The following is a 25,571-nucleotide window of genomic DNA, read 5'->3' as shown; positions in this document are numbered from 1 at the left end:
GTGGCATCCCCCTCCTGCGACATCTACTTCGAGGACGTGCTGGTCCCGGCCGAGAACCTGCTGGTCGAGCCGGGCGACGGCTTCCGCAAGCTGTTCACCGCCTTCTCGTGGGAGCGGCTGGGCAACGCCACGGTCAGCCTGTCCATCGCCCAGGCCGCGCTCGACCGGACGATCGACTACGTCACCACCCGCGAGCAGTTCGGCAAGCCCCTCATCGAGTTCCAGGCTGTGCAGACCGACCTGGCCGACATGGTCGTGCAGGTCGAGGCGGCGCGGTTGCTGGTGTACCGCGCGGCGCGCGAGGCCGGCACCGGGCTTCCCGACAGCCTGCAGGTCTCGATGGCCAAGCGGGCGGCCAACGAGGCCGGCAAGCGGGTCTCCGAGCTCGCGATCCAGCTGCACGGCGGCAACGGGTTCTCCGAGGAGTACGGCATCGAGCGCCTGCACCGTGACGCCCACGGCTGGGCCATCGCCGGAGGTACGCCGACCATGCAGCGGGTGCGCATCGTCTCCGAGCTGCTGGGGCGGCGCTTCGACCAGCGCGGCTGAGGGTGCACGCGGTCACGCCCGCGCGCGACCTCCTCGGCGAGGGGCCGTGGTGGGACCCCGACGCCGGTGCGCTCACCTGGGTCGACATCGTCGGCCACGCCGTGCGTACCTGGAGGCCGTCGGAGGAGGTCCGGTCGCGGAGCCTGCCCGACGACGTCAGCCTGGCGCTTCCGTGCGCGGACGGCCGGCGCGTCGTCGCCCAGGTCGACCGGCTGTTCCTCGACGACGGCGAGCGCCTCGAGCCGCTGTGCGAGATCGACCCGGACAACCCGCACACCCGCCTCAACGACGGGGTCTGTGACGCACAGGGGCGGCTGTGGGTGGGCACCTGGTCGACGCGCGGCGAGCCCGAGGCCGGGCTGCACGTCGTGACGCCCGACGGCGCCGTGCGCCCGGTGCTGACCGGGGCGGTCGCCGCCAACGGCGTGGGGTTCTCGCCCGACGGTGGCGTGCTCTACGCCACCGACACCGGGCACGCGCGCATCGACCGCCTCCGCCTGGTCGGGGAGGACCTCGTCCCCGACGGCACGCTGATGGCGGCCGGGGACGGCGAGGGACGTCCGGACGGGCTGACCGTCGACGCCGAGGGCTGCGTCTGGACGGCCCTGTGGGGCGGCGGCACGCTGCGGCGCTACGCGCCCGACGGCACGCTGCTCGACGAGGTCGTCACGCCGGTGACCTACCCCACCAGCGTCGCGCTCGGCGGACCGGCGCTGCGCACGCTCCTGGTCACGACCAGCGCGCACCACCTCGAGGACCGCGCCGCCGAGCCTTGGGCCGGCGCCGTGCTGGCCCACGAGGTCGACGTCCCGGGGCTGCCGGTCCGGCGCTTCGGCTGAGGGGTGCCGGCCCGAGGTCAGCGACCCCGGCGGGCGCGGACCTTGTCGACGGCGGCCCGGATCCGGGCCTGGTTCTCCGGGCGGCGGGCCACGTCGTAGGCCTTCTTGGCCACCCCGATGGCCACGGCTCCTCGCATCAGCTTCATGCGTGTGGGGGTACCCGCTGGGGCGAGCGTCAGGCGTTGGCCTTGCGGGCCCGGGAGGCGGTCTTGGCCCGGGCGTTCTGGTCGAGCACGACCTTGCGGATGCGGACCGAGTCGGGGGTGACCTCGACGCACTCGTCCTCGCGGCAGAACTCCAGGCACTGCTCGAGGCTGAGCCGGCGCGGAGGGACGAGCTTCTCGAAGTTGTCGGCCGTGGAGGAGCGGATGTTGGTCTGCTGCTTCTCCTTGGTGATGTTGACGTCCATGTCGTCGGCGCGGGAGTTCTCGCCGACGATCATGCCCTCGTAGACCTCGGTGGTCGGCTCGACGAACATGATGCCGCGCTCCTGCAGCGAGGTCATGGCGTACGCCGACGCCTTGCCCGCGCGGTCGGCGACCAGCGAGCCGGAGTTGCGCGAGCGGATCTCGCCGGCCCAGGGCTCGTAGCCCTCGGAGATGTGGTGGGCGATGCCGGTGCCGCGGGTGTCGGTGAGGAACTCGGTGCGGAAGCCGATCAGGCCGCGGGCGGGGACGATGAACTCCATGCGCACCCAGCCGGTGCCGTGGTTGGTCATCTGCTCCATGCGGCCCTTGCGGCTGGCCAGCAGCTCGGTGATGGTGCCGAGGAACTCCTCGGGGGCGTCGATGGTCAGGCGCTCCATCGGCTCGTGCACCTTGCCGTTGACCTCGCGGGTGACGACCTGCGGCTTGCCGACGGTGAGCTCGTAGCCCTCGCGACGCATCTGCTCGACCAGGATGGCCAGCGCCAGCTCGCCGCGGCCCTGGACCTCCCAGGCGTCGGGGCGGTCGGTGGGCAGGACCTTGAGCGAGACGTTGCCGACCAGCTCGGAGTCGAGGCGGTCCTTGACCAGGCGGGCGGTGACCTTGGCGCCCTTGACCCGGCCCACGAGCGGGCTGGTGTTGGTGCCGATGGTCATCGAGATGGCCGGCTCGTCGACGTGGATGAGCGGCAGCGGCTCGGGGTTCTCGGGGTCGGCCAGCGTCTCGCCGATGGTGATCTCGGGGATGCCCGCGACCGCGACGATGTCGCCCGGCCCGGCCAGCTCGCCCGGCTTGCGCTCGAGGCCCTCGGTGATGAGCAGCTCGGTGATCTTGACGTTCTTGACGTCGCCGTCGCGGCGGATCCAGGCGACGTTCTGGCCCTTCTTGAGGGTGCCCTGGTGGATGCGCAGCAGCGCGAGGCGGCCGAGGAACGGCGAGGCGTCCAGGTTGGTGACGTGGGCCTGGAGCGGCGCGCCCTCGACGTACGTCGGCGCGGGGATCGTCTCGAGGATCGTCTTGAACAGCGGCTCGAGGTCGGTGCCGTCGGGCAGCGAGGCGTTCTCGGGCTTGGTCAGGCTGGCGATGCCGGCCTTGCCGGAGGCGTAGACGACCGGGAAGTCGAGCGCGTCCTGGCTGTGGGACTCGTCGAGCAGGTCCATGAACAGCTCGTAGGTCTCGTCGACGACCTCGTCGATGCGCGCGTCGCCGCGGTCGACCTTGTTGACCACGAGCACGACGGGCATGTCGGCGTTCAGCGCCTTGCGGAGCACGAAGCGGGTCTGGGGCAGCGGGCCCTCGCTGGCGTCGACCAGCAGCACGATGCCGTCGACCATCGACAACCCGCGCTCGACCTCGCCGCCGAAGTCGGCGTGGCCCGGGGTGTCGATGATGTTGATGGTCATGCCGTCGGGCGCCGAGGGGCCGGTGTAGTGGATCGCGGTGTTCTTGGCGAGGATCGTGATGCCCTTCTCGCGCTCGAGGTCACCGGTGTCCATGACCCGCTCGCCGACGCTCTCGGCCTGGTGCGCGGAGAAGGCGCCGGCCTGCCGCAGCATGGCGTCGACCAGCGTGGTCTTGCCGTGGTCGACGTGCGCGACGATCGCGACGTTGCGGAGGTTCGCCTGGCGGGTTTCTGGCACGAGGATCAACTGTAGGAGTCCGGACCCAGCCGACCCTCATCCGCGACGCCTCCGGGGAGTGCGAGGCTGGTCACCGTGCGTCTCGTCCCCCACCTGGTCGCCGCTGCGCTCCTCCTGGCCCTCCCGGCCCCGTCGCACGCCGCCCGCGACCACCTCGTCCCGTCCCTCGGCCCCGTCGTGCGGGAGCTGCCCGCCCTCCAGCACGGCACCCGTGAGGTCTCCGACTTCACGACCTACACCGTCCCCGGCCCCGACTGCGCGGCCCAGACGCCGGTCGGCAGCGCCGTGCGCGGGGAGCGCGCCAACTACATCGGCAAGCGCCGCGGCGGGCGCTCCGCCACCGCGGTCGCGGTCATCGGCGTGCAGAAGTACGCCGGCCGGCACGCCGCCGACCAGGTCGTGCTGGCCGTGCGCTCCTACGTCCGCGCCTGCCGTGGCCCGCACGTCGCCGGGACCGTCCGCAACCGGGTCAAGCCGATCGGCCTCCCGCGGCGGCTGCCCGCCGGCCAGCGCGCGGTGGCCTACCACGTGCTCTCGCAGTCGCTGGCCGCCGACGGCAGCGTCACCGACCACCTCGACCAGGTCTGGTACGTCGCCCGCTCGGGCAAGACCCTCGTCGTGGCGGTGACCGGCCGTCGCGCCGGCCAGCCGACCCTCGACCAGGCCGTGGCGCTGGCCAGGCTGGGGCTGCACCCGCGCTGAGTCGCGGAGCAGCGACTGCCCGTCGGCGGTCGTGGCTACCGTGGCGACATGCCCTCGATCGCGACGAACACCCGGGTCTCCCTCGACGAGCTGCTCGACTTCGCGCGGACCCGCCACCACCTGGTGCTCCTCACCCGGCGCCACGACGGCAGCCCGCAGGTCTCGCCGGTGACCGGCGGCGTGGACGCCGAGGGGCGGATCGTCATCTCCACCTACCCCGACCGCGCCAAGGCCACCAACCTGCGCCGCGACCCGCACGCGAGCGTGCTGGTGCTGGGCGAGGAGTGGAACGACGCGTGGGTGCAGGTCGACGGCACCGCCGAGGTCCTCGACATGCCCAGCCAGGAGGCGGAGGACGGCCTGGTGGAGTACTTCCGCTGCATCTCCGGTGAGCACCCCGACTGGGAGGAGTACCGCGCCGCCATGCGTGCGCAGGGCAAGTCGCTGCTGCGGATCACGCCCGAGCGGTGGGGGCCGGTCGCGACCGGGGGCTTCCCGCCGGACCGGGTCCCGCAGTCGTGAGCGCGCGGTGCATCGTCCCGCCGTACCTCCTGCAGCGGCTGGCCGAGTCCCGACCCGAGGCGGCGGCGTGGCTGGAGCGGCAGCTGGCGCACGACGACGACGTCCGGCTCCAGCGGACCCTCACCGTGCCCGCGGCCGCGTCGGGCGAGTCGTGGGTGGTCCACGACGCCGGCCACGGGTCCACCCTGCCCGGGCGGGTGGTGCGCCGGCCCGGTCAGCCCGCGAGCGGTGACGTGGCCGTCGACGAGGCGGCCGAGGGGGTGGCGGGCGCGCTGGCGCTCTACGCCGACGTCTACGGCCGCGACTCCTACGACGACGCCGGCGCGACGGTGGTGGCGACGGTGCACTACGAGCGCGACTACGACAACGCCTTCTGGAACGGCACCCAGCTGGTCTTCGGCGACGGTGACGGCGAGGTCTTCGGGCGCTTCACCGCGGCCGTCGACGTGCTCGGCCACGAGCTCACCCACGCGGTGACCGAGAGGACCGCCGGCCTGGCCTACGAGGGCCAGTCCGGCGCGCTCAACGAGTCCATCTCCGACGTCTTCGGCAGCTGCCTCAAGCAGCGGCTGCTCGGCCAGGACGCGGTGGCCGGCGACTGGCTGATCGGCGCCGGGCTGTTCCTGCCCGGCGTGCAGGGCCGCGCGCTGCGCGACATGGCCCACCCCGGCACGGCGTACGACGACCCGCGGCTGGGGCAGGACCCGCAGCCGGCGCACCTGGACGACTACGTCGAGACCACCGACGACAACGGCGGCGTGCACATCAACTCCGGCATCCCCAACCGGGCCTTCCAGCTGGCCGCGGTGGCCGTCGGCGGCTCCTCGGCCGAGGGAGCCGGCCGGATCTGGTACGCCGCGCTCACCGGCGGCTTGTCGTCGCGCACCGACTTCGCCGGCTTCGCCGCCGCCACCGTGGCGGCCGCCGGCGAGCACGCCGACGCGGTCGAGGAGGCCTGGCGCACCGTCGGCGTCACCCCGCAGTCCGCGACCTCCGGGGCCGGCCAGCCGCCGCCCGCCTCACCCGAGCGCAGCGAGCGGACCGTGCGCGTGCGCCGGTCCGGCGGCTTCGCCGGGCTGGTCGCCGACGGCCGGGTCGACCTCGACGCCGACGACACCCGCGGGCCCGAGCTGGCCCAGCTCGTCGACCGCATCGATCTGCGCGAGGTCCGGGCGGGCGAGCCCAGGCCGGACATGTACGTCTACGCCTTCGACCTCTGCGGCGACACCGCCACGGTGCCCGAGCAGCACCTCACCGCCGACCTGCGGCGGGTGGCGAGCCTGGTGCTCGAGGGCTAGGGCTGGGCCAGCGCCTCGTCCAGCGCGGCCGAGACGTGCAGCGTGGTGCACGGGAAGACCGGCAGGTCGACGTCGGCCTGCTTGATGAGCAGCTCGAGCTCGGTGCAGCCGAGCAGGACGCCCTCGGCGCCCTCGTCCCACATCCGGTGGATGAGGTCGACGACGCGGGTCCGGGTGCGGGGGAGGACCACGCCGTGCACGAGCTCCTCGTAGATCGCGGCGTTGAGCCACTCGTGCTCGCTCGCGTCGGGCACGACGACGCTCAGGCCGTGGTCGGCCATCCGCGAGGTGAAGAAGCCGTCCGACATGGCCACGGTCGTGCCGACGAAGGCCACGTTGCGCACGCCGGCGGCCTGGCACGCGGAGGCCACGACGTCGGCCAGGTGCAGCAGCGGGATGTCCACGGCGGCCGCGACCTGGTCGGCGACCTTGTGGAACGTCGTGGTGCACAGCAACAGGAAGTCCGCGCCGCCCCGCTCCACGCCCTGGGCGGCGTCGGCCAGCAGGGCGCCGATCTGGTCCCAGCGCTCGGCGTCCTCGAGATCGGTGAGCTCGGCGAAGTCCACGGTGCTGAGCACCAGCTTGGGCGAGGACAGCCCGCCCAGGCGCTGCTGCACGCCGAGGTTGAGCTCGCGGTAGTACGCCGCGCTGCTCTCCCAGCTCATCCCGCCGACCAGGCCGATCGTCTTCATGGAGCTCGCCACGGGCGTCACTCTCCCATGCTCGACGTGAGGCGGGCGGGGGCCCTCACTCGGGCGTCGGCTCGCGGTGGACCTTGTGCTGCGCCGCCTGGCGCCGCGGCCGGATGACGAGCTCGTCCACGTTCACGTGCGAGGGCCGGGTGACCATCCAGGTGATGGCGTCGGCGATGTCGTCGGCGGTCAGCGGGTCGGGCACGCCGGCGTAGACCGCCTCGGCCTTGCCCCGGTCGCCGTCGAAGCGGACCATCGCGAACTCGTCGGTCTTCACCATGCCCGGGGCGATCTCGCAGACGCGGACGGGCTGGTCCCACAGCTCGAGTCGCAGGGTCTCGGTGACGACCTGGGTGCCGTGCTTGGCCGCGGTGTAGCCGCCGCCGCCCTCGTAGGCGATCCGGCCGGCCGTGGAGCCGACGTTGAGCAGCACGCCGTCGCCGCTGGCGACGAGGGCCGGGAGCAGGGCGCGGGTGACCTGGACGAGGCCGATGACGTTCACCTCGTACATCCGCCGCCAGTCGTCGCTGTCGGCCTGCGCGACCGGGGTGGAGCCGAAGGCGCCACCGGCGTTGTTGACCAGCACGTGCAGGGTGTCGCCCACGGCGGCGGCCAGCTGCTCGACCGAGGCGGGGTCGGTGACGTCGCAGACGACGGGCGTGCCGCCGATCTCGGCGGCCAGCGCCTCGATCCGGTCGGCCCGGCGCGCGGCGCAGAAGACGTGGAAACCGGCCGCGGCCAGGTGCCGGGCCGTCGCCGCCCCGATGCCGCTGCTCGCTCCGGTCACGACTGCCGACGGCTGACTCATGGACCCATTGTGGTGGCAGACTCTGCGGCCATGACGCCGACCTCCCTGACCCGCGTCGCCGGGGTCCTGGGCGGCCTGTGCTGGGTCGTGCGGGCCGTGCTCGACGACGGCGACGGTCCGGAGTCCCTCATCAACGGCCTGCACTACGGCGGCCTCGCCCTCCTCGTCATCGCGCTGCTCGGGATCGGCGCCGGCCTGGTCTCCGGTCTCGCCGCGCTGCGGGTGGTGGTCGCGGTCTGCCTGGTGGCGCTGGCCTGGGCGGTGCTGGAGTTCCTCCACCACGAGTACGTCGACCGCGGGGTCGACGGTGTCCTGGGCGCGCTGATGGCCGGCTACTGCCTCGCCGGGCTGCTGCGCCGGCGCCGGCGGCCCGCCGTGGCGTCCGAGTCGCGGTCCCGGGGGTCGCACGCCGCTTGAGCGCGGGTACCGCGGGGACCGGGAACAAGCACCCCACGCCCCCTGTTGTCGCCACGGGGGCGTGTGTGACCAGGGTGCCCAGGGTGCAGGAGGTGTGATGGGCGAGCTCCGCCGGCTGGCCATGGTCAGCCTGCACACCTCACCGCTCGACCAGCCGGGGACGGGCGACGCGGGCGGCATGAACGTCTACGTCATCGAGCTCGCCAAACGCCTGGTCCGCCACGGGGTCGAGGTCGACATCTTCACCCGCGCCACCAGCTCCGCGCTGGATCCGGTCGTCGAGGCCTGCGACGGCGTGACGGTGCGGCACATCCACGCGGGCCCCTTCGAGGGCCTGACCAAGCACGAGCTGCCGGCCCAGCTGTGTGTCTTCGCCCGCGAGGTGCTGCGCACCGAGGCCGCCCAGCCGGTCGGCCACTACGACCTGGTGCACAGCCACTACTGGCTCTCCGGCCAGGTCGGCGCGCTGGCCCGAGACCGCTGGGGCGTCCCGCTGGTGCACTCCATGCACACCATGGCCAAGGTCAAGAACGCCGCGCTGGCCGAGGGCGACACCCCCGAGCCGGCCGCGCGCGTGATCGGCGAGGAGCAGGTCGTCGAGGCCGCGGACATGCTCATCGCCAACACCGCCCAGGAGGCCCAGCAGCTCGTCGAGCTGTACGCCGCCGACCCGGCCCGGGTCGCGGTCGTCCACCCCGGCGTGGACCTGGACCTGTTCCGCCCGGTCCCCGAGGCCGAGGCCCGCACCGCGCTCGGCCTCCCGCGGGACGCGGACGTGCTGCTGTTCGCCGGGCGCATCCAGCCCCTCAAGGCGCCCGACGTGCTGCTGCGCGCGGTGGCCGAGCTCGTCGCGCGCGAGCCCGCCAGGCGTGCCCGGCTCGTCGTACCGGTGGTCGGTGGCCCCTCCGGCTCCGGCCTGGACAAGCCCCAGGCCCTGGCCGACCTGGCCGCCCACCTCGGCATCGGCGACCTGGTCCGGTTCGTGCCGCCGGTCTCGCAGACCGAGCTCGCGCAGTGGTACGCCGCCGCCTCGCTCGTGGCCGTCCCGTCCTACAACGAGTCCTTCGGCCTCGTCGCCGCCGAGGCCCAGGCCAGCGGCACCCCCGTGGTCGCCGCCGCCGTGGGCGGACTCACCACCGTGGTCCGCGACGGCCACAGCGGCCTGCTCGTGCCCGGCCACGACACCGCCGCGTGGGCCGACGCCCTGCAGCGCGTGCTGGCCGACCGGGCCTTCCAGGACCGGCTCCGCGAGGGCGCGGTGCGCCAGGCTCAGCGCTTCTCGTGGGAGGGCACCGCCGAGGCCACCCTCGACGTCTACGCCCGCGCCCGGCACGCGCTGGCCGCAGCCTCGTGAGCGCGCCGACCCCGGACCCGGCCGCCAGGCTCCGCGCGTACCTCGAGGCCAACGACCTGGAGTACGACGAACCGTCCCCCGGCCAGTTCTCCTTCGCGCTGCCCGGCGAGAAGAAGCTGCAGACCCCGGTGCGCATGGACGTCGGCACCCACGCGCTCGGCGTGCACGCCTTCGTCTGCCGGCGCCCCGACGAGAACCACGAGCGGGTGTACGCCTGGCTGCTGCAGCGCAACCTGCGCCTGTTCGGCGTGGCCTTCGCCATCGACGCCGTCGGCGACATCTACCTCGACGGCCGGCTGCCGCTGTCCGCGCTCGAGGACGACGAGCTCGACCGGTTGCTCGGCACCGTCCTGGCCACCGCCGACGAGTCCTTCAACCTCCTGCTCGAGCTCGGCTTCGCCTCCTCGATCCGCAAGGAGTGGGAGTGGCGCACCTCGCGTGGGGAGTCGACCACCAACCTCGAGGCGTTCCGGGGCTGGCTAGAGGACGGGTCGTCCCCCTCAGCCGGCCAGCAGGACGAGCACGAACCCGACCACCGCGGGTAGGGCCTGCACGACGAGGATCTTGCGGCTGACCGTCACCGCGCCGTACGCCCCGGCCACGATGACGCAGGCCAGGAAGAACAGCTGCACGTCCTGGCGGTCTGCGACCAGGCCCCAGACCAGCCCGGCCACCAGGAAGCCGTTGTAGAGGCCCTGGTTGGCCGCGAGCACCGTGGTCTGCGCCGCGAACTCCGGCTCCAGCCCGAACGCCGCCCGCCCGGTCGGGGTGTTCCACAGGAACATCTCGAGCACGAGGAAGTACAGGTGCAGCGCCGCGACGACGCCGACGACGATGCCCGCCACGATCTCCACGGGGGCAGCATGGCAGGCCGCGCGGCCCCGTGCGGCCCCGTGCGGCCCCGTGCGGCCACGCCGGGAGAGGAGCGGGGTCAGGCGGGTGCGGGAGCCTCGTCGGCGAGCGTCCTGGGCTTGCGGCGGGCCACGCCGACGCCGACGAGCGCGAGCACGCCGCCGACGTAGGCCATGGTCGGCGGGGTCTCGCCGAGGAGGAGCCAGCCCATGACGATGGTGATGGGCGGCACGAGGTAGGTCGTGACGCCGAGGTTGCTGGCCGTCATGGTGCGCAGTGCGTAGGCGAAGGTGGTGAAGGCGATGGCCGTCGGGAAGACGCCGAGGTAGACCACCCACCACACGTCGGAGACCGAGGCGTCGCGGACGTCACCGACCAGCTGTCCGGCGAAGGGCAGGCAGACCACGGCGCCGATGGTGCAGGCCAGCCAGGTCACGTGGATGGCCGGCAGGGCGGCGACCAGCGGCTTCTGCAGGACCAGGCTGACCGAGTAGACGGCCGCGGAGAGCAGGCACAGCAGCACGCCGAGGACGCTGCGGTCACCGCCGTCGTCGCTGGACGCGGTGGCGATGAGCGCGATGCCGGCGAAGGCGAGCCCGAGGCCGACGGCGAGGTGGGCCGTGAACCGCTCGTGCAGGAACGTCGCGGCCAGCAGGGCCACCAGCACGGGGGAGACCTGGATGAGCATGACCGCCGTGCCGGCGTCGACGTGCTGCTCGCCGGCATTGAGCGCGACGTTGTAGACGCCGAACCACAGCACCCCGATCGTGACCAGCGCGGCCCACTGGCGGCCGCTGGGCCGGGGCAGCCCGCGGCTGAGGGCGACGACGCCGAGGCAGACCGAGCCGACCAGCAGCCGTCCCAGGGAGAGCGAGCCCGCGCCGAAGGTGCCGGCCAGGTGCCGGATGGCCACGAAGGCCGAGGCCCACAGCACCAGGGTCACCCCGACGGCGGCCAGCGGCAGCCAGGCCGGGGGCGCGGGAGCGGTGGGTCGGGTCGCCTCCTCGGCAGGCGTGGTCGCGGTCACCGGCTCAGCCTAGGGACGGGCACCGACGGTGGACACGCGGTCATCGGACATCGCACCACGACTTCCCGCCAGCGGCTTGCCCCGGACAATACTGACAGTTACTGTCAAAACATGGTGACTTCCACAAACGGCCGCTGGTGGGCTCTCACCGCCACCGCGCTCTCGCTGCTCGTGGTCGGTCTGGACATGACCGTCCTCAACGTCGCGCTGCCCGACATCGCCGCGGACCTCGACGCGTCGACCTCCCAGCTGCAGTGGTTCGCCGACGCCTACCTGCTGGTGCTGGCCGCGGTCATGCTGCCGGCCGGCATGCTCGGCGACCGGCTCGGGCGCAAGGGGCTGACCGTCGGTGCCCTGGTGGTGTTCGGGGCCGGATCGCTCTGGTGCGCGTACGCCGGCAGCCCAGGCGCGCTCATCGCCGCCCGGTGCGTGCTGGGGCTGGGCGCCGCCGTCCTGGTCCCGCTGGCCATGTCCGCGGTGGTGGTGATGTTCGAGCCGCACGAGCGGGCCCGGGCGGTCATGGTGCTGAGCCTGGCCACGATGGTGGGGCTGCCGCTCGGCCCGGTCGTCGGTGGGGCGCTGCTGCAGTCGTTCTGGTGGGGCTCGGTGTTCCTGGTCAACGCGCCGGTGGTGCTCGTCGCCCTGGTGGCGGTCGTGACATTCCTGCCCCGCGGCGGTGTCGCGCAGGAGGGTGGGGGCTTCGACGCGGTCGGGGTCGTGCTGGCTGCGCTCGGGCTGGTCGGGCTGACCTACGGCGTCATCGAGGCACCGGAGCGGGGCTGGACGGACCCGCTGACCCTGGGCTGCGCCGGCGGAGCGGTGGTCGTGCTGGCGGCGTTCCTGGTCTGGGAGCGGCGACTGCGCGAGACGGTCCCCGTCTTCGACTTCGCGGTGTGGGCGCACCCGGCGTTCCGCTGGGGCGCCGTGACCGCGGCGGTCGGCAGCCTGTCGATGTTCGGCGTGATGTTCACCGTGCCGCAGTACTTCCGCCTCGTGCTCGGCGCCGACGCCCTCGGCACCGGGCTGCGGACGCTGCCGCTGGTGCTCGGCATGCTCGTCGCCATGCAGGTGTCGATGCGGCTCGGCGCCCGGGTGGCCCCGCGGGTGCTGGCCGCGGCCGGCTCCCTGGTGGTCGCCGCCGGCATGGCCCTGGGGGCCACGACCGGACTGGACGACGGCTCGGTCCGGGCCGCGGTCTGGACGGCCCTGGTGGGCGTCGGCACCGGCGCGACCCTCTTCGCCGCGCAGAACGCCGCCCTGGTCAGCCTGCCGCGGCACCGCGCCGGGGCCGGGTCGGCGCTGGTGCAGACGCTGCGCCAGGTCGGCAGCGTCCTGGGCATCGCGGTCCTCGGTGCCGCGCTGAGCTCGCGCTACGCCGGCGCAGGGGACAGCGCCGCGCACTTCGTGGAGGGCATGGACCTCGCGTTGTGGGTCTCGGTCGGCGTCGCGCTGGTGGCCGCCGTCCTGGCCGCGGCCCGGCTGCCGCGCACCCCGCACGCCGCCCAGGCAGAATCGGAGGGTGTCGACCTCGCCCGGGCTGCGTGAGCGCAAGAAGGCCCGCACCCGCGCGACCATCCAGCGCGAGGCCCTGCGGCTCTTCGCCCGCGACGGCTACGCCGCCACCTCGGTCGAGGCGATCGCCGAGGCGGCGGAGGTCTCGCCGAGCACGTTCTTCCGCTACTTCCCGACCAAGGAGGAGGTCGTCCTCGCCGACTTCATCGACGAGGCCACCATCGAGCGGTTCGTCGCGGCCCCGGCCGACCTGTCGGTGCCGGCCGCGCTGGGCCACGCCGTGCGCACCGGGATCGCCGAGCTGCCGGCCGAGGACTTCGAGCTCGAGCAGCTGCGCAACCGGCTGATCCACGACGTGCCCGAGCTGCGCCGGGGCATGGCCGCGGAGATGCTCCGCCCGGCTGAGCTGCTCGCCGAGGCCATCGGTCGGCGGCTGGGCCGCGCGGTGGACGAGGACGTGCGGATGTACGCCGGCGCCGCCATCGGTGCGCTGGTCCTCGCCGCGCCGTACGACGCCGAGGCGCAGGGAGAGGACCCGCACGCCCGCATCGCCGACGTGGTCGAGCGGGCGCAGCGGCTGGACCGGATCCTGGCCCTGCCGGACTGACCTACAGGTCGAGCTTGTAGCCCAGGCCGCGCACGGTGACGAGGTACTTCGGCTCGCTCGGGTCGGGCTCGAGCTTGGCCCGCAGCCGCTTGACGTGGACGTCCAGCGTCTTGGTGTCGCCGACGTAGTCCGAGCCCCACACGCGGTCGATGAGCTGACCGCGGGTGAGCACCCGCCCGGGGTTGCGCAGGAACATCTCGAGGAGCTCGAACTCCTTGAGCGGCAGCCGCTGCTCCTGGCCGCCGACGGTCACGACGTGCCGCTCGACGTCCATGCGGACCGGGCCGGCCTCGAGCGTGGCCGGGGCCAGGTCCGGCTCGACACCGCGGCGCAGGACGGCGCGGATGCGGGCGACGAGCTCGCGCGGGGAGTAGGGCTTGGTGACGTAGTCGTCGGCGCCCAGCTCGAGCCCGACCACCTTGTCCACCTCGTCGTCCTTGGCGCTGACCATGATCACCGGCACGCTCGAGGTCTGCCGGATGGTCCGGCACACCTCCGTGCCGGGGATGCCGGGCAGCATCAGGTCGAGCAGCACGATGTCCGCGCCGTTGCGGTCGAACTCGGTGAGGGCGGTGTTGCCGTCGGCCGCGATGGCGACCTCGAAGCCCTCCTTGCGGAGCATGTAGGCCAGGGCCTCGCTGTAGCTCTCTTCGTCCTCGACGACGAGCACGCGGGTCACTTGAGTACCTCTTTCTGGACGTTCTCGCTGGGGGCCGACCCGAGCTGGCCGGGGGCGTGGTGGGGCAGGTGCTGGGGCAGGGTCAGGGTGAACGTCGAGCCCTGGCCCTCCACGGACCAGACGCGCACGTCGCCGCCGTGGGTGGCCGCGACGTGCTTGACGATCGAGAGCCCGAGGCCGGTGCCCCCGGTGGAGCGGTGCCGGGCCGGGTCGACCCGGTAGAACCGCTCGAAGATCCGGTCGATCTCGTCCGGCGGGATGCCGATGCCCTGGTCGACCACCGAGATCTCCACCGCGCCGTCGTCGGCCTTGGTCGTGACCAGCACGGTGGAGTCGCAGGCCGAGTAGGAGACCGCGTTGGCCACGAGGTTGGCCACCGCGGCGGTCACCTGCTCGTCGTTGCCGAAGACCTCGAGACCCGGCGTGCCGCCGGTGACGATGTCGATGTTCTTGGAGTCGGCGTCGATCGCGCTGGTGTCGACCGCGACGCCGATGACGTCGTCGATGGCCACCGCCGTCGGCGTCTCCAGCGGGTCGTCGGCCTGCAGCCGGGAGAGCTCGATGATCTGCTGCACGAGGCGGGTGAGCCGGTCGCTCTCGAGGTTCATCCGGCCCGCGAAGCGCTTGACCGCCTCCGGGTCGTCGCTCGCGTCGGCGACGGCCTCGGCCAGCAGCTTGATCGCGCCGACGGGCGTCTTGAGCTCGTGGCTGACGTTGGCGACGAAGTCGCGGCGCACGGCCTCGACCCGGCGCTCGCGGGTGCGGTCCTCGACCAGGGCCAGCACCAGCCGGCTGCCCAGCGGCGCCACGCGCGCGGTCACGTGCCGGGCGGGCGCGGCGGGACGGCTCATCAGCAGCTCGGTCTCGCGGATCTGCCCGTCGCGGCGCACCTCGCGCACCATGGCGTCGAGCTCGTCGGAGACCAGCTGGGTGCCGCGGACCAGGCCGAAGGCGTACGCCGGCGCGGAGGCCTTGACCACCGTGTCGGTGTCGTCGACGATCACCGCGCTGCTGCGCAGGACGCTCAGCACGGTCGCGACCTCCGGCGGCACGACCGGCTCCTCGGTCACCGTCCGGGTGGTCTGCTGCCGGTCGCTGATGTGCCACGCCAGCACGGCGCCTCCGGCGACGACGGCCCCGAGGACGGCAGCCAGGAAGGCCTGGGTCGTCGGGTCCACACCGTCGATGGTAGGCCGGTCCGCGTCCGCCCTCCGCTTTCCTGGACGGCGGCGTACCGAACGTTCACCCCTCGTTCACGTCTCGGCCCCGGCTGGTCATCTGGGCTGCCTACGTTGCGGGCATGCGCGAAGTGTTCCACGATCAGCTCGAGTCGATCTTCGGCGACCTGGCTGCGATCTGCTCCCAGGTCGAGACGGCCGTCTCCGACGCGACCTCCGCCCTCCTGACCGGCGACGCCGAGGTCGCCGAGCGCGTCATCTCGGCCGACCGGGCCATCGACGAGGCCCGCACCCGCGTGGAGGAGACCGCGTTCTCGCTGCTCTCCCTCCAGGCCCCGGTGGCCGGCGACCTGCGCGTCGTCGTCGCCGCGCTGCGCATGGTCACCGAGCTCGAGCGCATGGGCGACCTGTCCGTGCACGTGGCCAAGATCGCCCGGCTGCGCGTCCCGAACATCGCCGTGCCCGCCCAGATCCGCCCGACCATCGCCCGGATGGCCGAGGTCGCCGAGGACATGGTCTCCCGGGTCAAGGACGTCATCACCTCCCGCGACATCACCGCGGCCCTCGCCGTCGGCAAGGACGACGAGGAGATGGACTCCCTGCGCCGGCTCAGCTTCACCGAGCTGCTCTCCGACAGCTGGACCGACGGCGTCGAGGCGGCCGTCGACGTGGCCCTGCTCGGTCGCTACTACGAGCGCATCGCCGACCACGCGGTGTCGGTGGCCAACCGGGTCGTGTTCGTGGTGACCGGGGAGTACCCCCAGGCCCTGCGGGCCTGAGTCGCGGGGACCAGCGGGTCTAGCGCCCCTGGTTGGCGACCGCGGCCGCGGCCTCGGCGGCCGCGTCGGGGTCGAGGTAGCGACCACCCGCGACCGTGGGCCGCAGCTCGTCGTCGAGCTCGTAGACCAGCGGCATGCCGGTGGGGATGTTGAGCCCGGCGATGTCGTCGTCACTGATGCCGTCGAGGTGCTTGACCAGCGCCCGGAGGCTGTTGCCGTGGGCGGCGACGAGCACCGTGTGCCCGGCGCGCAGGTCGGCGGTGACGTCGGACTCCCAGTAGGGCAGGAAGCGCGCGATGACGTCCTTGAGGCACTCGGTGCGCGGCATCTCGGCGCCGAGGTCGGCGTAGCGGGGGTCGCCGTCCTGGCTGAACTCCGAGCCGGGCTCGATCGGCGGCGGCGGGACGTCGAAGGAGCGGCGCCAGAGCATGAACTGCTCCTCGCCGTACTCCTCGAGCGTCTGCTTCTTGTTCTTGCCCTGGAGCGCGCCGTAGTGGCGCTCGTTGAGCCGCCACGAGCGGCGCACGGGGATCCAGTGGCGGTCGGCGACGTCGAGGGCGATCGAGGCGGTGGTGATCGCGCGGCGCAGCAGCGAGGTGTGCACCACGTCGGGCAGCAGCCCCGACTCGGCCAGCAGCCGGCCGCCGTGCTCGGCCTCGGCGCGGCCCTTCTCGCTGAGGGGCACGTCGACCCAGCCGGTGAAGAGGTTCTCGGCGTTCCAGACGCTCTCGCCGTGGCGGAGCAGGACGAGGGTGTGGGCCACGTCGCTCACTGCTCCTCGAGGACCGAGTTGCAGTCGTACGGCTGGGCCGTGGCGGACGCGCTCGGGGACGCGCTGGAGGAGCCCTCGGGCTCGATCGGGGTCTCCTCGTCCCCGGGGTCGGCGCTCTCGGAGGTGCCGTCGGTGGGCACGTCGCCGGGCGAGACCGACTCGCTGGCCGAGCTCGACGCGGACGGCGCGAGCGGCGCGGAGGCGGAGGTGTCCAGGCCGGACCACTCGTCGCAGGCGTAGACGACCGGGACGCCCATGGTCGTGGACTGGCCGTTGCCGAAGGTCATGGTGAGCTGCATGAAGTCGCCGGGGAAGAAGTCGCCGTCGATGGGGACACCGCCGTCGTCGGCCAGGTTGACGTAGCCGCGGGCCGGGATGTCGGCCTGCTCGACATCGCCGACCTGCAGGTCGGTCCACTCGCCGGCGCCCTCGAGGCCGTCGAAGGTGACGGCGTCCAGGCTGTCGGCGGAGTTGCTGAACGTCGCGATGAACGTCCCGGAGTCGGCCTGGGCGGAGACCACGACCGCGGACAGGACCTTGATGTCCTGGGTGCGCTCGTTGGTGCCGGCGGCGGGGGTGTAGACCTTGTCGGTCGCCTTGCCGAACCCGCACGAGGTGAGCAGGGGCGCGGCGAGGACGAGGGCTCCCGCCACGAGCCGGAACGAGCGTCGACGCATGGTCAGAACAGTAGTGGACGCCCCGGGCGCACTCAGAGCGGCTCCTGCGCCAGCCCCACGTGGGTCCCGGCGAAGGCCAGCGCGACGAGCACCACCACGGTGGCCGTGCCCGCGACCCACAGCAGCCGGGACGCCCCGATGCGCAGCCCGAGCCTGAGCGGCAGGTAGGTCCAGCGGTCCTCGTTGTCGGGCACCAGGCCCCACAGGGCGGTCAGGAGGTGCACCGCGACGCCCAGCAGCGCGGCCAGCACGGTCATCAGGATCTCCGGGGGCGCGCCCTCGGTCCGCCCGCCCCAGCCGCCGTAGGAGAGGAACGCCGGGTAGAGCGCGAACGCCGCCGCCCACGGCACCCAGGAGAAGAAGCCCCTCCGCAGCCGCGGCCACTGCCCGGCGAGGCCGATGGCCAGGGAGAGGAGGTACGCCGTGCCGGCGTACCGCCCGTTGCCGATCGAGAGCGGCACCACCAGGAAGACGCCGATGGCCAGGCAGAACCACACCGTGCCCGGGTCCAGGCGGCCGTCGGCCACCGGCTTGCCCGCGAGGTGGTGGCGCGCGTCGCGGCGCCGGTCGACCAGGTCGTTGGCCCAGCCCAGGACGACCTGGCCCACCAGCACGGTCGCGAAGACCAGCAGGACCTCGCGGCTGGGCCGACCCGCCAGCGCGGCGGCGACGGCCAGCCCGGCCGCGGTCAGCACCGCCTGGCGGGGGTGCGCGGCGCGGACCAGGAGCAGGGGCGTGAGGTCGCCGAGGCGGAACCCGGCGGGCTCGGGCTCGCCGTCCGGCTCCGCCGTCGGGCTCGTGAGGGTCGGGTCGGGCTCGTCCCGTTCCGTGGTCGTCACAGCAGCCTCACCCGTCTCAGCGTCGGGCCCATCGCTGCGCCCCCGACGACCCTCCCTGGCCATGCTCCGCAGTATTGACCAGATCGGCCCGGATGGAACCCCTCCGACCGCCGGTGACCTGCGATTTCGCGGGTCGTGAGGCTGGGAGGAACCTGAGAACGGAAGCCTCCGGAGGGCCCGCTGAGGGCGTTGCGCAGCACGCACCACGGGCGTTTGTCAAGTACGGAATGGGCCTCTGACCTGCGGAAACGTCGAACGGGGTCGCCCAGGGACGTGTTAGACTGGTCACCTAGGAAGGGGAACTCCACATATGACTTTCACCGTCGGCGAAACGGTCGTCTACCCGAATCACGGGGCGGCCGTCATCGAGGACATCGAGATGCGGACGATCAAGGGGGAGGACCGCCAGTACCTCGTGCTGCGCATCGTCGCCCAGCAGGACCTCGTGGTCCGCGTCCCGGCCTGCAACCTGGACCTCGTCGGGGTCCGCGACGTGGTGGACAAGGAGGGCCTGGACCAGGTCTTCGACATCCTCCGCGCCGCGCACGTCGAGGAGCCGACCAACTGGTCGCGCCGCTACAAGGCCAACCTCGAGAAGCTGCACTCCGGTGACGTGAAGAAGGTGTCCGAGGTCGTGCGCGACCTCTGGCGCCGGGAGCGTGACCGTGGCCTGTCCGCCGGCGAGAAGCGGATGCTGGCCAAGGCTCGCCAGATCCTGGTCTCCGAGCTGGCGCTGGCCGAGCACACCAACGAGGACAAGGCCGAGGCCCTCCTCGACGAGGTGCTCGCCTCCTGAGCGAGCCCTACCCGATCGACGCCCTCGACCCGCCCGAGCCTCTGCTCGGGCGGGTCGATGCGTTGGGGACCGTGGTCGAGACCGGCCGCGGGTCGCTGCCCTTCGCCCTGGTCCACGGCGAGCCGCTGGTGGCAGCTGCCGCCTGGGCGCTCGGTGAGGCCGGCGTGACGCTGGTGGACCTCGGGACGCCGTGGGCCGCGCTGGCCGACGCCGACGAGCCGCTGGTCCTCCACGACGCGCTCTGCCCGCTCACCCCGCCGGCGTTCCTGGCCGCCTGCGTCGAGCACGCCGCGGAGCACGAGGCCGTCACCGTCGGCGTACGTCCCGTCACCGACACCGTCAAGGAGCTGCGCGACGGCCGGCTCGGCGCCACCGTGGACCGCACCACGCTGCTCCAGGTCGTCTCGCCCGTCGTGCTCCCGCCGGCGGTGGTGGCCGCCCTGGACGGGCCGCCGTCCCTGGACTTCGCCGAGCTCGTGGCCGCGCTGGCCGAGCGCTTCCCCGTGCGCACGCTCGAGGCGCCCGCCGAGGCCCGCCGCGTGCACGACCAGGACGACCTGCGCGTGCTCGAGGCGCTCACCGCGCCGACTCAGAGCTGGCCCGTGAGCGACGGGTAAGCGTCCCACCGTCGCGGGGCGCCCGCGACCCCGGCCTGGTCCGGCCCGCTGCCGGCGAGCCCGGAGCCGCGTTCCAGCTCACGCCGGGGGCAGCCGTAGGTCGTCGAGGGTCCAGGTCGGACAGCCGAGCGCCTCGGCGCAGCCCGGGGTCGGGTCCTGGCCGAAGGTGCCGAGGTGGTCACCCGAGGCGTCGTCGGCGCTGACCTGGGGGTCGCGTCCCCGACCCGCGAGACCTCGCCGGCCGCCCCGTACGCCGACGCCCGCTCCGGCCCTCACGGGAGCAGGACGGACCGGGCAGCGCGGTCGGTTGTCACAGGAGCCGCTCGGCGACGGCGAGGTCCTCGGGGAAGGTCACCTTGAGGTTGGCCGCGCCGCCGTGGACGGCGACGACGGGCAGGTCGGTGTAGCGCTCGAAGCAGGCGGCGGTGTCGGTGGACTCGAAGCCGTCGGCGGCGGCGCGGCGGTGGGCGTCGAGGAGGGGGGCGGCGCGGAAGGCCTGGGGGGTCTGCACGCCGGCGAGCCCGGACAGCGCGGGGCGCAGGTCGCGGCCCAGCAGGCCGGGCAGGTCGACGACGGGGATGGCGCCGCCGTGCTCACGGGCAGCGGCGATGGTGGCCTCGAAGAGGGCCGCGCCGGCGAGGGGGCGGGCGCCGTCGTGGACGGCGACGACGTCGAGCTCGCCGGCGTCGACCTCGTCGGCCAGGGCCTGCAGGGTGGCCCACTCGGTGGCGTGCCGGGTGGCGCCGCCGACGACCAGGCGGGCCTCGCCGGCCCCGAGGAGGGGCGCGACGGCCGCGCCGACGGCGTCCTCGTCGCCGGCGCGCACGCCGATGACCAGGCGGGTCACGTCGGCGACGTCGAGCACGGCGCGCACCGAGTGGCCGAGCACGGTGGTGTCGCCGAGCGGCCGGAGCACCTTGTTCACGTCCCCGCCGACGCGGGTGCCGGAGCCGGCGGCGACGATGACGACGGCGGCGGGCACCGGGCCATCGTAGGGAGCCGAAGAGTTCACACGGTTGTTGCACAGGCGGCGTCAGGGGTAACACGTCCTGCCTACGTTCGCGGCGTGGCGCCTCGGTCCGACCCCGTCGAGTGGGCTCCCGTGTGCCGGCTGGCCGAGCTCGAGATCGAGCGGGGCGCCGCGGCGCTGGTCCACGGCCAGGCGGTCGCCCTGTTCCGCACCGACGAGACGACCGTCTACGCCCTGGCCAACCCGGATCCGTTCGACCGCCACCAGGTGCTGGCCAAGGGCATCGTGGGCGTGAGCGAGGGCGTGCCGTTCGTGGCCTCGCCGCTGCACAAGCACGGCTTCGACCTGCGCACCGGGCAGTGCCTGGACGAGCCGCACGTCTCGGTCGCGGCGTACGACGTGCAGGTGGTCGAGGGCGTGGTGCTGGTGGGCCAGCGCAAGTCGGTCGCCGCCTAGTCGGCCGAGGGGCGCGGCACGATCCGGCGGCCGGCCAGCCAGGCGGCCATGGGGATGCCGAGGGTGGTGAAGCCGAGGAGCGCGAGGTCGTCGGGATCGCTCTCGTGGGTGACCTCGACCCAGAACAGGATCGAGACCGAGACGAGCAGGTAGCCGACGAAGAGCAGCGGCCGGGCGTCGGCGGGCAGCCGTCTCGACCCGGCCGAGGCGAACGACGAGCCGCTGGCCAGGGTGAGCACGATGCCGAAGACGACCACGACGGTGGCGGGCAGGCCGACGAGGGCGCCCAGGAAGGACAGGTAGTCGCCGCGGCTGGTGACCAGCCACGAGAACAGCAGCAGGGTGAGCAGCGCGACCAGCGCGGCCGGGCTGAGCCGGCGCCACCGGAGCGCGAGGACCAGGGCCACGCCGAGGGTCACCACCAGGTCGACGGTGGGCACGGAGAAGCCGAGGTGGAGCCCGAGGGCGTTGGGGATGCGGACGCCCAGGGTCCAGGCTCCGAGGACGACGAGGACCGAGCCGAGCTCGTCGCCGAATCCCCCGGCGCTGCGTCGCATCAGCAGCAGGCCACCGACCACGGCCAGGCCACCGAGGATCGACAGCCCGTCGCCCGACAGCCACTCGCTCGGCAGGTGCCGGTTGAGGCTCTCCCCGAGATCGCTGCCCAGCTCGCCGCTGACGAAGAGCGCCACCCCGATGCCCACGACCGTGAGCAGGAAGGGCGCGGAGAGCACGGCGCTGCCGGCGTAGGTGGCCCGCTCCTTGGCCAGCGGGAAGTCCTCGGAGGCCGGGAAGCGGGTCACCAGCGCGACCAGGACGACGAGGGCCACGGTGTACGCCGCCGTCCGCGCCAGGGCCACCGGCTGGTAGGTCAGCTGAGCGCTCCACGTGTCCCAGGCCAGGACCACCTGGACGAGCACCTTGACCGCGACGGCGGTGGCCACGGTGAGCAGGAGCCAGCGGCGCTCGAGCACCCGCGCCGGCTCGGACAGGCTGGTGGACACGTCGAGGGCGAAGTCGATGACGGCGACCGCGGCCGCGAAGACCAGGGGGACGAGGAGGCTGTTGAGGGTGTAGAGCGAGGAGTCGACGAGGCCGGGCACGGTGACCGGCTGACCCTCGCGCTGCGCCTCGACGTTCCCCCACGCCAGCGCGCCGAACTGCACGACCAGGGCGAGGAGCACCAGCGCCCGCAGCACCCAGGCCGAGACCGCGGCGGTGCGCGGCCGGTGCCGCACGAGCGGGTGCAGCACGGCGGAGAGGACGAGCACCCCGATCACCCCGAGGTAGCCGATCTCGAGCAGCCCCGCGAGGTGCCGGAGCACCCAGGCGTCCGCGCCGACGGTGAAGCCACTGCCGAACGAGACGGTGGCGAAGCAGAGCAGGTAGGCGACCGCGACCACCACGCGCACGAGCGGGCTGGCGTCGAGCGCGCCCCACATCAGGGTGATGAGCCCGAGCAGCAAGCCGAGGAGCAGCACCGGTACGGCGGCCGCGGGCGCGAAGCTCAGCGTGTTCCCCGATCCCGTCAGCTGCAGCAGCGTGCCGGAGCGCCAGACGCCGGGGGCGAGCACCGAGACGAGGAGGACCCCGAGCAGCACCAGGGCGGCCCGGGCCAGGTGCCGCTCGGTCCGGGACAGCGTGTCGAGGCGCAGGTGGCCCTCGCGCACGGGGTCGCGCAGGGTGCGCACCCACAGCGGTCCGAGGAGGACGACGAGCAACCGCCGCAGCCGGGTGCTCACGGGACCACCTGGACCACGGCCAGGCCGAGGGACGGCATCAGCAGGCGGCCGTCGGGAGTGACGGCGGTCAGCGCGGTGCGCCCCGGGGGTGTGCCGGGCGCCTCCCACGCGGCGAGGAGCCGGCCGGTGCGGGCGTCCTGGACCGAGAGGCGGTACTCGTCGTCCTCGAGGTCGTCGTTGTTGCCCCGCTGCACCAGCAGCACCCGCCCGTCCACGACGGCGGGTCCGCCGGCGGCGGGCCGTGAGCCGGTGAGCGTCCACAGCTCGTCGCCGGTGGTCGCGTCGTAGGCGTGGGCCGTCGGGCCGTCGTAGGCCACCACCACCCCGGCGCCGACGGCCGGACCGAGGTAGAGCGGAGGCAGGGTCAGCGGGACGCTCCAGCGCCGCTCCCCGGTCGCGGCGTCGACGGCCACCAGCCGGCCCTCGTTGGTCGCGGGGTCGTAGCCCGCCGCGTAGACCGTGCCGCCGGCGTACGCCGCGGGGCCGAGCAGGTGCGTGGCGGGGTCGCGCCAGCGGACGTCACCGGTCGCGCCGTCGTAGCGGGCCAGGCCGCCGCCGCCGTACACCACGTCGCCGTCGGGGAGGAGCAGCGGCTGGCTGCTGCCGTTCTGCCCGTCGAGCGGGGCCGTCCAGCGCACGTCGCCGGTGCGCAGGTCGGCCGCGACGAGCACCCCGTCGGTGTGGGCGTAGACCACGGTCGTGCCGTCGGTGGCCGGGCTGGCGCCGTACTCCGGGTCGCCGGAGGGCAGCTCCCACAGCTGCGTCCCGTCGTCCAGGCGACGGGCCTCGACGTGCTTGCCGTTGCGCGAGACGACGACGTCGCCGGCCACCACGGGCGTGGTCTGCACCCCGACGTCGCCGGTCTGCACGGTGCGGGAGGCGTCGTCCGGGCCCACCGCGACGAGGTCCTGTCCCACCGGCACCAGCACGTCGTCACCGGCCAGGGCGGCCGCCTCGTTGGGGTAGCCCGGGACGTCGCGCAGGTCGACGCGCAGGCTCACCCCGCCGGCGGCGGCCCCGTCGCGCACGGGGTAGGCGAACAGCACGGTGTCGGTCGTCCCGTTCGCGGACCCGGTGAGGACCAGGTCGTCGCCGACCAGGGCCGGCGCCACGTCGTTGAACCAGCGGTCGCCCGGAGCGAGGGTCGGGAGGGTCCAGCGGTCGCGGACCTCGCCGTCGGCCAGCCCGAGCACCTCGACCTGCCCGGCGGTGCCGCTGGCCACCACCTCGTCGCCGATCACCGCCACGGTGGTCCGCTGCGGCGCCACCTCGCGGGTCCAGAGCCGGTGGCCGTCGTCGAGGTCGTAGGCCCTGAGGTCGTGCAGGTCGACGGTGACGAGCACACCGTCACCGGCGGCCAGCGGCCAGGCGCCCTCCTCGCGACCGCGGGTCTGCCAGTCGACGTCGCCGTCCGCGTCGAACGCGTGCACCACCCCGTCGCCGTCCTGGACCAGCACGTGGCCCTCGGCCACGACCGGGCCCTGCCGGACGCCGCTGTCGAACGACGAGGACCAGTCCGCGTCGCCGTCGTCGGGGTCGAGCGCGGTGAGGGTCCCGGAGTCGTCGGCCACCAGGACGTGCTCGGCGTCGGCCGCGAGGGCGGTGCGGGCCGGTCCGCCGAGCGTGGTGGACCAGGCGGTGGTGCCGTCGGTCAGCGAGAGCGCCGTGACCGCGCCGTCGTCGGTCGGCACGACGACCTGGTCGCCCACCACGACGGGGGAGGCGGAGACCACGTCGGGCAGTCGTCGCACCCACAGGGCCCGCCCGTCGTCCAGGGACAGGGCGGTCACCTGCTTGCCCGGGTCGGCCACGACCACCGCGCCGTCGGCGAGGACCGGCGCGGCGAGCACCGGTCCTCGGAGCCGGACCCGCCAGCGCACCTCGCCGGTGCCGACCGTGCGCAGGGTGACCCCGCCGTCGGCCTCGGCCAGCACCATGACCTCGCCGTCGGAGACCGGCGGGTGCAGGCCGCTCTCGCCGCGGCCGTCGGTCCAGGCCAGGTCCCGCCCGAGGGTGCCGTCCGGCGCGGCGAAGGTGCGGCCCGCCCCGAAGCCGTACGTCGACCCGGGGACGTCGGTCGCCGCGACCGGCTCCGGGTCGTGCCCGGCGGCGTACCACTCGTGGGCCACGCCGTGGAACTGCGTCAGCTCCTCGGTCACGTCGGAGTCGGTGGCCTCGGTGTGGTCGCGGGTCTTGACGGTGCCGTAGCCGGGGCAGGTCCACTCGTCGAAGGTGCGCTCCGCGTCGGGCTGCCCCTCGACCGCGACGGGCGTGTGGGTCACGAAGTGCGCGCAGCCGGTGAAGGTCCGGCCGCTCGCCTCGATGTCCCCGACCTCGGTCAGCTCGGTCCTCGAGGAGTAGTCGGCGTCGCCGACCGTGCCGTCGTAGTCCCAGGACAGCCCCGGCTCGGCGGGGAGCCGGTAGCTCGGGATCCGCGGGCTGATGGCGTACCAGGTGCCGCCCTCGTCCTGGGCGTACTGGTAGACGCTGTCGCCGTCGACCCGGTAGTAGGCGTCGTAGCGCCGGGGCCCGGTGCCGGGGTAGTCGGTGTAGCGGGCGGTCACCTTGACCGTCGGGACCAGCAGGCCGCGGTCGTCGATCAGCGAGGCCGAGGCCGCGACCTGGCTGGTGCGGGTGCCGGACGGCTGACCGTGGTCGGTGACGTCGTAGACCCACGTCGTGCCCAGGTCGAGCGGTTGCTCCTCGCGCATCGCGGCCACGTCGTCGTCGGGGACGCTGACGACGACGGCGGCCGCGGCGAGGGCGGGCACCAGCACGAGCGCCGGCAGCCAGCCGACGATCGCTCGGGTGGTGGCCATGGC

Annotated in this window: 29 protein-coding genes; 14 read left to right on the top strand and 15 right to left on the bottom strand. The window is 73.7% G+C overall.

Going from position 1 to position 25,571, the window contains the following annotated elements; genetic code table 11:
* Both G5V58_RS26110 and G5V58_RS18995 read left to right on the top strand, forming a co-directional pair.
* Entirely contained in the window at nt 1–549 is a 549-nt protein-coding gene (locus G5V58_RS26110) for an acyl-CoA dehydrogenase family protein (RefSeq protein WP_230486746.1), read from the top strand.
* 2 nt (nt 550–551) lie between these two features.
* Nucleotides 552–1,388: an SMP-30/gluconolactonase/LRE family protein gene (locus G5V58_RS18995; protein ID WP_165236292.1), complete on the top strand. Its 837-nt coding sequence runs from the start codon at nt 552–554 to the stop codon at nt 1,386–1,388.
* Nucleotides 1,389–1,405: 17 nt separating this feature from the next.
* Here G5V58_RS18995 and G5V58_RS26425 read toward each other — a convergent pair whose 3' ends face one another.
* Nucleotides 1,406–1,534 carry a hypothetical protein gene (locus G5V58_RS26425; protein ID WP_268991233.1) on the bottom strand — a complete coding sequence of 43 codons (129 nt, stop codon included), beginning with the start codon at nt 1,532–1,534 and terminating at the stop codon, nt 1,406–1,408.
* 29 nt (nt 1,535–1,563) lie between these two features.
* The gene (gene typA / locus G5V58_RS18990; protein WP_165236285.1) at nt 1,564–3,453 is read right to left on the bottom strand and encodes a translational GTPase TypA; all 1,890 of its coding nucleotides are present in this window, start codon (nt 3,451–3,453) and stop codon (nt 1,564–1,566) included.
* A 75-nt stretch (nt 3,454–3,528) separates the two neighbouring features.
* Here typA and G5V58_RS18985 point away from each other — a divergent pair, with 75 nt between their 5' ends.
* From G5V58_RS18985 to G5V58_RS18975, 3 genes are read left to right on the top strand one after another with little or no spacing between them, the layout of a single operon-like run.
* Complete coding sequence (locus G5V58_RS18985) at nt 3,529–4,155, top strand: hypothetical protein (RefSeq protein ID WP_165236283.1); 627 nt, start codon at nt 3,529–3,531, stop codon at nt 4,153–4,155.
* Nucleotides 4,156–4,203: 48 nt separating this feature from the next.
* On the top strand, nt 4,204–4,677 hold the full coding sequence (locus G5V58_RS18980) for a PPOX class F420-dependent oxidoreductase (protein ID WP_165236281.1): 474 nt from the start codon (nt 4,204–4,206) through the stop codon (nt 4,675–4,677).
* Entirely contained in the window at nt 4,674–5,975 is a 1,302-nt protein-coding gene (locus G5V58_RS18975; RefSeq protein ID WP_165236279.1) for a protealysin inhibitor emfourin, read from the top strand. The genes G5V58_RS18980 and G5V58_RS18975 overlap by 4 nt, the downstream gene beginning before the upstream one ends.
* Here G5V58_RS18975 and G5V58_RS18970 read toward each other — a convergent pair.
* Together G5V58_RS18970 and G5V58_RS18965 are read right to left on the bottom strand one after the other, a co-directional pair.
* Nucleotides 5,972–6,679, bottom strand: a complete 708-nt coding sequence (locus G5V58_RS18970) for an aspartate/glutamate racemase family protein (protein ID WP_230486745.1) — start codon at nt 6,677–6,679, stop codon at nt 5,972–5,974. The genes G5V58_RS18975 and G5V58_RS18970 overlap by 4 nt on opposite strands.
* 43 nt (nt 6,680–6,722) lie before the next feature.
* Nucleotides 6,723–7,475, bottom strand: coding sequence for an SDR family oxidoreductase (locus G5V58_RS18965; protein ID WP_165236277.1), 753 nt, complete (start codon nt 7,473–7,475; stop codon nt 6,723–6,725).
* A gap of 30 nt (nt 7,476–7,505) precedes the next feature.
* Between G5V58_RS18965 and G5V58_RS18960 the strand changes: the two genes are divergently transcribed.
* The 3 genes from G5V58_RS18960 to G5V58_RS18950 all read left to right on the top strand — a co-directional run bounded on the left by G5V58_RS18960 (nt 7,506) and on the right by G5V58_RS18950 (nt 9,791).
* Nucleotides 7,506–7,892 (top strand): hypothetical protein, encoded by a 387-nt coding sequence (locus tag G5V58_RS18960; protein WP_165236275.1) that lies wholly within the window; start codon nt 7,506–7,508, stop codon nt 7,890–7,892.
* Between the two features lie 97 nt (nt 7,893–7,989).
* Nucleotides 7,990–9,246: a D-inositol-3-phosphate glycosyltransferase gene (gene mshA / locus G5V58_RS18955; RefSeq protein WP_165236273.1), complete on the top strand. Its 1,257-nt coding sequence runs from the start codon at nt 7,990–7,992 to the stop codon at nt 9,244–9,246.
* Nucleotides 9,243–9,791 carry a type III secretion system chaperone family protein gene (locus tag G5V58_RS18950; RefSeq protein ID WP_165236270.1) on the top strand — a complete coding sequence of 183 codons (549 nt, stop codon included), beginning with the start codon at nt 9,243–9,245 and terminating at the stop codon, nt 9,789–9,791. Before mshA ends, G5V58_RS18950 begins: the two co-directional genes overlap by 4 nt.
* Here G5V58_RS18950 and G5V58_RS18945 read toward each other — a convergent pair.
* Entirely contained in the window at nt 9,747–10,100 is a 354-nt protein-coding gene (locus tag G5V58_RS18945) for a DUF1304 domain-containing protein (RefSeq protein WP_196240526.1), read from the bottom strand. The genes G5V58_RS18950 and G5V58_RS18945 overlap by 45 nt on opposite strands.
* A 77-nt stretch (nt 10,101–10,177) precedes the next feature.
* A complete protein-coding gene (locus G5V58_RS18940; RefSeq protein ID WP_230486744.1) occupies nt 10,178–11,125 on the bottom strand; it encodes a DMT family transporter in 948 nt (315 codons plus the stop codon).
* Between the two features lie 111 nt (nt 11,126–11,236).
* On the opposite strand from G5V58_RS18940, the gene G5V58_RS18935 reads away from it, so the two are divergent.
* Nucleotides 11,237–12,670: an MFS transporter gene (locus tag G5V58_RS18935; RefSeq protein WP_165236266.1), complete on the top strand. Its 1,434-nt coding sequence runs from the start codon at nt 11,237–11,239 to the stop codon at nt 12,668–12,670.
* Nucleotides 12,645–13,244 carry a TetR family transcriptional regulator gene (locus tag G5V58_RS18930; RefSeq protein WP_165236263.1) on the top strand — a complete coding sequence of 200 codons (600 nt, stop codon included), beginning with the start codon at nt 12,645–12,647 and terminating at the stop codon, nt 13,242–13,244. The genes G5V58_RS18935 and G5V58_RS18930 overlap by 26 nt, the downstream gene beginning before the upstream one ends.
* Before the next feature lies 1 nt (nt 13,245).
* Here the strand turns inward: G5V58_RS18930 and G5V58_RS18925 are convergent, their stop codons facing one another.
* Nucleotides 13,246–13,923, bottom strand: coding sequence for a response regulator transcription factor (locus G5V58_RS18925; protein ID WP_165236261.1), 678 nt, complete (start codon nt 13,921–13,923; stop codon nt 13,246–13,248).
* Nucleotides 13,920–15,101, bottom strand: coding sequence for a sensor histidine kinase (locus G5V58_RS18920; RefSeq protein ID WP_165236257.1), 1,182 nt, complete (start codon nt 15,099–15,101; stop codon nt 13,920–13,922). Before G5V58_RS18920 ends, G5V58_RS18925 begins: the two co-directional genes overlap by 4 nt.
* 122 nt (nt 15,102–15,223) lie before the next feature.
* Here G5V58_RS18920 and phoU point away from each other — a divergent pair, with 122 nt between their 5' ends.
* Entirely contained in the window at nt 15,224–15,880 is a 657-nt protein-coding gene (phoU, locus tag G5V58_RS18915; protein ID WP_165236254.1) for a phosphate signaling complex protein PhoU, read from the top strand.
* Between the two features lie 19 nt (nt 15,881–15,899).
* Here the strand turns inward: phoU and G5V58_RS18910 are convergent, their stop codons facing one another.
* From G5V58_RS18910 to G5V58_RS18900, 3 genes are read right to left on the bottom strand one after another with little or no spacing between them, the layout of a single operon-like run.
* Nucleotides 15,900–16,643, bottom strand: coding sequence for a phosphoglyceromutase (locus G5V58_RS18910; RefSeq protein WP_165239309.1), 744 nt, complete (start codon nt 16,641–16,643; stop codon nt 15,900–15,902).
* A 5-nt stretch (nt 16,644–16,648) separates the two neighbouring features.
* Entirely contained in the window at nt 16,649–17,329 is a 681-nt protein-coding gene (locus G5V58_RS18905) for a hypothetical protein (protein WP_165236251.1), read from the bottom strand.
* 32 nt (nt 17,330–17,361) lie between these two features.
* A complete protein-coding gene (locus G5V58_RS18900; RefSeq protein ID WP_230486743.1) occupies nt 17,362–18,168 on the bottom strand; it encodes a UbiA family prenyltransferase in 807 nt (268 codons plus the stop codon).
* A gap of 310 nt (nt 18,169–18,478) precedes the next feature.
* On the opposite strand from G5V58_RS18900, the gene G5V58_RS18895 reads away from it, so the two are divergent.
* Together G5V58_RS18895 and G5V58_RS18890 are read left to right on the top strand one after the other, a co-directional pair.
* Nucleotides 18,479–18,964: a CarD family transcriptional regulator gene (locus tag G5V58_RS18895; protein WP_165236245.1), complete on the top strand. Its 486-nt coding sequence runs from the start codon at nt 18,479–18,481 to the stop codon at nt 18,962–18,964.
* A gap of 71 nt (nt 18,965–19,035) precedes the next feature.
* Nucleotides 19,036–19,581 carry a 2-C-methyl-D-erythritol 4-phosphate cytidylyltransferase gene (locus G5V58_RS18890; RefSeq protein ID WP_165236242.1) on the top strand — a complete coding sequence of 182 codons (546 nt, stop codon included), beginning with the start codon at nt 19,036–19,038 and terminating at the stop codon, nt 19,579–19,581.
* Between the two features lie 78 nt (nt 19,582–19,659).
* Here the strand turns inward: G5V58_RS18890 and G5V58_RS18885 are convergent, their stop codons facing one another.
* Both G5V58_RS18885 and G5V58_RS18880 read right to left on the bottom strand, forming a co-directional pair.
* A complete protein-coding gene (locus G5V58_RS18885; protein ID WP_165236239.1) occupies nt 19,660–19,857 on the bottom strand; it encodes a hypothetical protein in 198 nt (65 codons plus the stop codon).
* A 34-nt stretch (nt 19,858–19,891) separates the two neighbouring features.
* Nucleotides 19,892–20,563, bottom strand: coding sequence for an IspD/TarI family cytidylyltransferase (locus tag G5V58_RS18880; RefSeq protein ID WP_165236236.1), 672 nt, complete (start codon nt 20,561–20,563; stop codon nt 19,892–19,894).
* An 84-nt stretch (nt 20,564–20,647) separates the two neighbouring features.
* Between G5V58_RS18880 and nirD the strand changes: the two genes are divergently transcribed.
* Nucleotides 20,648–21,007 (top strand): nitrite reductase small subunit NirD, encoded by a 360-nt coding sequence (gene nirD / locus G5V58_RS18875; RefSeq protein WP_165236233.1) that lies wholly within the window; start codon nt 20,648–20,650, stop codon nt 21,005–21,007.
* Here the strand turns inward: nirD and G5V58_RS18870 are convergent.
* The gene (locus G5V58_RS18870) at nt 21,004–22,749 is read right to left on the bottom strand and encodes a hypothetical protein (RefSeq protein ID WP_165236230.1); all 1,746 of its coding nucleotides are present in this window, start codon (nt 22,747–22,749) and stop codon (nt 21,004–21,006) included. The two genes, nirD and G5V58_RS18870, sit on opposite strands and share 4 nt — an antisense overlap.
* Nucleotides 22,746–25,568 carry an outer membrane protein assembly factor BamB family protein gene (locus G5V58_RS18865; RefSeq protein WP_165236228.1) on the bottom strand — a complete coding sequence of 941 codons (2,823 nt, stop codon included), beginning with the start codon at nt 25,566–25,568 and terminating at the stop codon, nt 22,746–22,748. Before G5V58_RS18865 ends, G5V58_RS18870 begins: the two co-directional genes overlap by 4 nt.
* Between the last annotated feature and the right edge of the window lie 3 nt (nt 25,569–25,571).

Origin of the sequence: Nocardioides anomalus, from assembly GCF_011046535.1 — a bacterium.
GTDB lineage: Bacteria > Actinomycetota > Actinomycetes > Propionibacteriales > Nocardioidaceae > Nocardioides > Nocardioides anomalus.
This window is presented reverse-complemented; position numbering and strand designations above follow the sequence as displayed.

What these genes read in the sequence shown, in the direction of transcription:
- G5V58_RS26425 (WP_268991233.1), bottom strand. Translation starts at nt 1,534, where the DNA reads ATGAAGCTGATGCGAGGAGCCGTGGCCATCGGGGTGGCCAAGAAGGCC.
- G5V58_RS18980 (WP_165236281.1), top strand. Translation starts at nt 4,204, where the DNA reads ATGCCCTCGATCGCGACGAACACCCGGGTCTCCCTCGACGAGCTGCTC.
- G5V58_RS18965 (WP_165236277.1), bottom strand. Translation starts at nt 7,475, where the DNA reads ATGAGTCAGCCGTCGGCAGTCGTGACCGGAGCGAGCAGCGGCATCGGG.
- G5V58_RS18960 (WP_165236275.1), top strand. Translation starts at nt 7,506, where the DNA reads ATGACGCCGACCTCCCTGACCCGCGTCGCCGGGGTCCTGGGCGGCCTG.
- mshA (WP_165236273.1), top strand. Translation starts at nt 7,990, where the DNA reads ATGGGCGAGCTCCGCCGGCTGGCCATGGTCAGCCTGCACACCTCACCG.
- G5V58_RS18935 (WP_165236266.1), top strand. Translation starts at nt 11,237, where the DNA reads ATGGTGACTTCCACAAACGGCCGCTGGTGGGCTCTCACCGCCACCGCG.
- phoU (WP_165236254.1), top strand. Translation starts at nt 15,224, where the DNA reads ATGCGCGAAGTGTTCCACGATCAGCTCGAGTCGATCTTCGGCGACCTG.
- G5V58_RS18905 (WP_165236251.1), bottom strand. Translation starts at nt 17,329, where the DNA reads ATGCGTCGACGCTCGTTCCGGCTCGTGGCGGGAGCCCTCGTCCTCGCC.
- G5V58_RS18895 (WP_165236245.1), top strand. Translation starts at nt 18,479, where the DNA reads ATGACTTTCACCGTCGGCGAAACGGTCGTCTACCCGAATCACGGGGCG.
- G5V58_RS18865 (WP_165236228.1), bottom strand. Translation starts at nt 25,568, where the DNA reads ATGGCCACCACCCGAGCGATCGTCGGCTGGCTGCCGGCGCTCGTGCTG.